This is a genomic window from Mesorhizobium sp. M7A.T.Ca.US.000.02.2.1 (assembly GCF_003996995.1).
GTDB lineage: Bacteria > Pseudomonadota > Alphaproteobacteria > Rhizobiales > Rhizobiaceae > Mesorhizobium.
Genome location: NZ_RZTT01000411.1, coordinates 1 through 5,179 on the forward strand (window position 1 = coordinate 1; position 5,179 = coordinate 5,179).

Annotated in this window: 6 protein-coding genes and 3 pseudogenes; 7 read left to right on the plus strand and 2 right to left on the minus strand. The window is 63.1% G+C overall.

Features of this window, described 5'->3' with window-relative positions:
* Both EOD15_RS27950 and istB read right to left on the minus strand, forming a co-directional pair.
* Positions 1–251, minus strand: a pseudogene (locus tag EOD15_RS27950) (transposase); the annotation flags it as partial.
* Between the two features lie 257 nt (positions 252–508).
* Complete coding sequence (gene istB, locus EOD15_RS27955) at positions 509–1,297, minus strand: IS21-like element helper ATPase IstB (protein WP_281033860.1); 789 nt, start codon at positions 1,295–1,297, stop codon at positions 509–511.
* Positions 1,298–1,464: 167 nt separating this feature from the next.
* Here istB and EOD15_RS27960 point away from each other — a divergent pair, with 167 nt between their 5' ends.
* From EOD15_RS27960 to EOD15_RS27980, 7 genes and pseudogenes are all read left to right on the plus strand, one after another.
* Positions 1,465–1,863: a hypothetical protein gene (locus EOD15_RS27960; RefSeq protein ID WP_127308891.1), complete on the plus strand. Its 399-nt coding sequence runs from the start codon at positions 1,465–1,467 to the stop codon at positions 1,861–1,863.
* Positions 1,864–1,898: 35 nt separating this feature from the next.
* Positions 1,899–2,736 (plus strand): annotated as a pseudogene (locus tag EOD15_RS27965) (ISNCY family transposase); the annotation flags it as partial.
* Positions 2,736–2,897, plus strand: coding sequence for a hypothetical protein (locus tag EOD15_RS35980; RefSeq protein ID WP_164893201.1), 162 nt, complete (start codon positions 2,736–2,738; stop codon positions 2,895–2,897). The pseudogene EOD15_RS27965 and the gene EOD15_RS35980, both read left to right, overlap by 1 nt.
* Positions 2,898–2,986: 89 nt before the next feature.
* Positions 2,987–3,103: pseudogene (gene tnpB / locus EOD15_RS27970) on the plus strand (IS66 family insertion sequence element accessory protein TnpB); the annotation flags it as partial.
* Positions 3,104–3,246: 143 nt separating this feature from the next.
* Positions 3,247–3,573: a hypothetical protein gene (locus EOD15_RS37025; protein ID WP_245463781.1), complete on the plus strand. Its 327-nt coding sequence runs from the start codon at positions 3,247–3,249 to the stop codon at positions 3,571–3,573.
* Positions 3,548–4,486 (plus strand): site-specific integrase, encoded by a 939-nt coding sequence (locus EOD15_RS27975; protein WP_245463782.1) that lies wholly within the window; start codon positions 3,548–3,550, stop codon positions 4,484–4,486. Before EOD15_RS37025 ends, EOD15_RS27975 begins: the two co-directional genes overlap by 26 nt.
* On the plus strand, positions 4,483–5,179 hold a 697-nt coding region (locus EOD15_RS27980), incomplete at its 3' end, for a site-specific integrase (RefSeq protein ID WP_127409035.1). The genes EOD15_RS27975 and EOD15_RS27980, both read left to right, overlap by 4 nt.

Consider the following 5,179-nt stretch of genomic DNA (forward strand, 5'->3'; position numbering starts at 1 on the left):
GCTCCGATGCCTCCCACAAACACCACGAGCGCTTCGCGAACATCGCCGCCGTAGCGAAGGCTGTGCCTCTTGTTGCCAGGTATCTTCGACGCGTTGACGGAGCACTCGGTCGCATGCTTGCGATGATAACCGGTCACCGCGACGAACTCATCGAGGATGAGGCGCTTATCGCTTCGGCTCCCCGATCGATACCGCTCGACAATTGCTTCCACCAATTCCGACCGTGTCGCCATGCTGATCCGCCTTGCCATCCATCCTCCGAATCGGGATGACAACACCTGACCATCCCATCCGGAACAGCGACACTATTGGTAACATTTTGCTTGAGGCAATGCGGCCCTCGGCGACACTTAAAACTGCCCCCGCTTGGTTGATGGACTGTGGCTCGGTCCCGGAGTCCACAGGAGGGACCCGCGTAGCGGAGCGCCTCCGCGCGGCTGGCGGAGCGGAGCGCGGGAGGTACCTGTGGGCTCCCGGGTGCCGGCAAGCCGGGGCACAAATCTGTCGGCTATCGTGCGTCATGAGCCTTCTCCATGTTGAGGTTGGCTGAGTTGAAGATACCGGCACGGCGCTTCTCGCGCAGGCGGTAGCTGTCGCCGCGGATCGTGATGACATGGCTGTGATGGAGCAACCGGTCGAGGATGGCTGTGGCCACGACCGGATCGCCGAACACCTCGCCCCATTCGCCGACGGACCGGTTCGAGGTGATGAGCCGACTGCCGCGCTCGTAACGTCTGGAGACGAGCTGGAAGAACAGGTGCGCCGCGTTGGGGTCGAACGGCAAATACCCGAGTTCGTCGACGATCAGCAGCTTGGGCTTTGCATAGAACGCCAGGCGCTCTTCGAAGCGGCCCTCCTGATGCGCCTTGGCGAGGGCGGCAACCAAGGCCTGGGCGGCGACGAACAGCACCGAGTATCCTTCGCGGATGGCTTCGCGGCCTAGCGCAATGGCCAGATGCGTCTTGCCCACACCGGGTGGGCCGAGCAGCAGCAGCGTGTCGCCGTGCGCGATCCAGCGGCAGACCGCCAGATCACGAATCTGCCCGGGATCGAGCGAGGGCTGGGCTGAGAAGTCGAAGCCGCTAAGATCGCGCACGGTGGGAAAGGGCGATCTTGCTGGCCATCTCGATCCGGCGCTCCTCCTTGCGAGCGACCTCGCGCTCGCAAAGGAAGGCCACGGCTTCCCGCACGGTGAGTTCCCGCCGCGCCACTTCGTCCAGAAGATTGTCGAGCTGGTACGGATCGCCGTTAGCTTGAGCCGTGTCAGCATCTCGATCAGCGCATCGTGGTCGACCATCACCAGCCTCCCCCGACCAGAAGTTCATATTCCCTTAGCGGACGCAAAAGCGCCGGATCCGGCGGACCGGACGGCAGTGCGGCCGGCTGCGCCAGCGCCGGAACCCTGGAGATCCCGGCGAAGTGAGCCGGTTCGTTCAGCCTCTGCCGGCGCCCGGCGCTCTCTGGATGGACGGCAACCTCCTTTCCCTCGTGCTGAATGCTGATGCGGCCGCCACAGACGACCACCCGGACCAGCTCGCCGAGCAGGTGCCAGGGCACACTGTAGGCATTCGTGTCGAGCTCGATGCAGCAATCGGATTGAACCCGCCGGGTCAGATCCCGGACCTGCCGGAATGGTGCACGCCCATCCAGCGGCCGCAGCGCCCTGGCTTCCGTGCGTCGGAACCGCTCGATCGGCAGTCGTTCAGCACAAGAATCGCAAACCTCGCACAAGACACGTCGCAAACGACGTCGTTAAACACGTGTCATAGGCCATCACGACGATGTCTGCGGCGCGGCAATCAAAGTGAGAGCGCGCATTGCCTCGTCGAAAATGTTCCTGAATGTTCAACCTGCCTCACATAAGTTGCTCCTACCGAGGGGTATGAGCAGGGGCGACTATGGGACGGCTGAGCATGGCGACACGGAAAGAACTGACGACGGCGGTTTCAGAGCGCTATTGTGCTTCGACGCGAGCGGAGAAGGCGAGAATTTTGGATGAGTTCGTCGTCATCACCGGCTTTCACCGCATGCATGCGATGCGGCTGATACGACCCGTGAGGGGCCGGTTGTAGGCAGGCGAGCGCGGCCGCGGATTTATGATGAAGCGGAACGCAATGCGCTCATATTGCTCTGGGAGGCGTCGGACCGCGTCTGCGGCAAGCGGCTGAAGGCGTTGCTGCCCGTCCTTCTCAAGGCGATGGAACGGCACGGTCATTTCAACCTGGCGCCCGAAATCCGGGCAAATTGCTGGCGGTGAGCGCGGCCACGTTCGACAGGACGCTGGGACCGATCCGAGAAGGCTTGGGACGTCCTCGACGACGGCCCGCGGCGCACGCCCTGCGACGGAGCATTCCCATTAGAACGTCGGCGGATTGGGACGATCCAGCGCCAGGCTTCGTTGAGGCGGACCTCGTAGCTCATAGCGGCCCTTCGGCTCGCGGCAGCTTCATCCAAAACCCTCGTGCTCACCGACATTGCGACCGGCTGGACGGAATGTGCGCCGCTGCTGGTTCGCGAACAGACGCTGTTGAGCACGGTGCTCACAGATTGCGCAAGCAACTGCCCTTCGCGCTTCTCGGCCTGGATACGGACAACGACACCGCTTTCATGAACGAGAAGCTGAAGGCCTACTGCGACGCCGCCAACGTCGTCTTCACGCGCTGCCGCCCCTACCGCAAGAATGACCAGGCCTTTGTCGAGCAGAAGAATGACGCCGTGGGGCGTAGGATGGTCGGATGCCGCAGCAGGTCTTCGCCTGGCGCCGCGAAGCGCGCAAACAGGCCGCTTCGGTGCAGCAAGATTCTCTTGCCTTTGTGCCGGCGGTTTTGGCGGCGGCGGAACCTGTAGCCAGCCGTTCACCGAAGCAGCGGATCAAGCCACCCGAGATGCCGGCATGATCGAGCTTGAGATCGACGGCATCGCGATGCGCGTCGGCCGGGGCGCCTAAGACGGTGGCCGCAGTGATCCGCGCGCTGAAGGCGACGTCGTGATCGGGCCGACGGGTGCGGTCAAGGTCATGGTGGCGACGAAGCCCGTCGACTTCCGCAAGGGTGCGGAGGGATTGGCGGCGCTGGTGCGAGAGACAATGGGGGCCGATCCGTTCTTATGCGTCGGGCGAGATTATGTGGCGGAGCCGCCCTGACGCCCGGCAAGGCCGGCCAAACCCCAGCTTGCCTCCGCCACATAATATTTCATGCCTCTCTCATGGGGCGGGATTCCCCTGTGCCACAACGCCGGAGGGGCAGAATGCTCGAGTTCTATTTTTCCTATTGTGGGGTGCTCAAGCGCCTGCGTAGCGGTGCACTCGGTGGCGAGATGGATCGCCTCGCGGAGCATTTTTTCGCCCTTGGTTACAAGCGAGCGTCCGCCAAGATTTACTTGAGCCGGATCGCGCGCTTTAGCCAGTTTGCCGCAACGCGCTGTGGTCGGATGCCGATCCATCAAGATGTCGTCGACAGCTATTTATGCACGTTTACTACAGATTCTCCACGCATTGGGGCAGCATCGGCGCTGGGACATGCACGGCGAGTGGCTCCGGAGCGCTTCATTGCTTCCGCTGCCCAGGGTAGATGATGATCCGGATACTCCGCTTCTGACCTCATTTTCCGACTATTTGCGCAAGGCGCGAGGACTTGAGCCGAAGACCCGCGAAGGCGTTCTACTGGGCGGCCGCCGCTTTCTGGATTGGTTCCGCCATCATCATCCCGGTCAAGACCTCGAGGCGTTGGCGGCCGAGCACGTGCTCGCTGCTGTCGAGCATCGGCTGTCCCTATCGGCGACCTCCGGCACCCGCACGGCAGCGACTTCTCACATCCGAACATTTCTTCGGTTTTTGTGTTGGGCTGGCCACCATGACCAGGATCTCGCCGCCGTCGTCCCAAGGACGCCTCATTGGCGTTTGGCGCATTTGCCACCGCGCCTTGCATGGGACGACGTTCGGCGCGCAATCGATGCGATCGGCGCAACGACGCCGGTCGACATCCGCGATCGAGCCGTCCTGCTGCTACTCGCCACCACCGGCATTCGCAACGGCGAGCTCCGCGCCATTCAGCTGCAGGATATCGACTGGCGAGCTGGCGAGATTTTTGTCCGGCGCACCAAGGGCAAGCGTGATCGCGTGGCGCCGCTGCTCGACGAGACCGGCGCCGCGCTCGCCGACTACATCCTGCGCGCGCGACCGAAGGTGGATAGTCCGTATCTGTTCCTGTCCTTCACGCCGCCCTTGGGACCGTTCAAGTGCGCGTCGCCTGTTTCGAGGATCGTACGGAAGCGGTTGCGGCATGGCGGGATTGAACTCGGGTGGGTCGGAGGTGCGCATCTTCTGCGCCACAGCCTTGCCACCCAGCTTGTCAGGCAGCGAAGGCCGATCAACGAGGTCGCCGATCTTCTCGGGCACCAGAGCATCAATACAACGGCGCTGTACGTAAAGGTCGCGACCTCGCAGCTCGCCGAGGTCGCACTCCCCTTTCCGGGAGGCGTCGCATGACCGCCTTTGCCCGATTCCTCGGCGAGAAGGCCGAGCGGTACATCGAGCTGCGCCACTCCCTCGGCTACGCCTTCAGCAAGCAAGCCGGCACGTTGCGGGCTTTCGTCCGCTACGTTGGGCGCGCTCAGCTCGATGCGCCCGCTACCCGGACGATGGCGCTGGACTTCGTCCTCTCGTTCGGCGGCGCCGCCAACAGCCGCGCAATTCGCCATGGCGTGCTCCGCCGGTTTTACGAGTATCTCGCCGTCTACGACGCCCGGACCGACGGCTTGGAGCGCAGAGCTTTCCCCAGATCCAGAGCGATTCCGCCTCCGCGTATTCTCAGCGAGGCTGAGTTGCCGTCACTCATCGACGCATGCGCCCGCATTTCGCCTAGCATCCCTCTGCGAGGGCGGACGATGGCGACGCTGATCGGATTGTTGGCAAGTTCAGGGCTGCGATCGGGCGAAGTAGTCGGGCTTGATCGTTCCGACGTTGATCTCACCAACGGGGTTCTCCTCGTTCGGAAGATAAAGTTCCGCAAGGATCGTCTCGTTCCAGTTCACACGACAACCCAGTGTGCCCTTGGTTGCTATGCCCGTGAGCGCGACGCCGCTTTCCCCATATCCAAGGATCAGGCCTTCTTCCTCAGTTCCCGGGGCAACCGCCTCTCGGCGACCGGCCTGCAAAACGGCTTTGCCGAGGTCCGTAAAC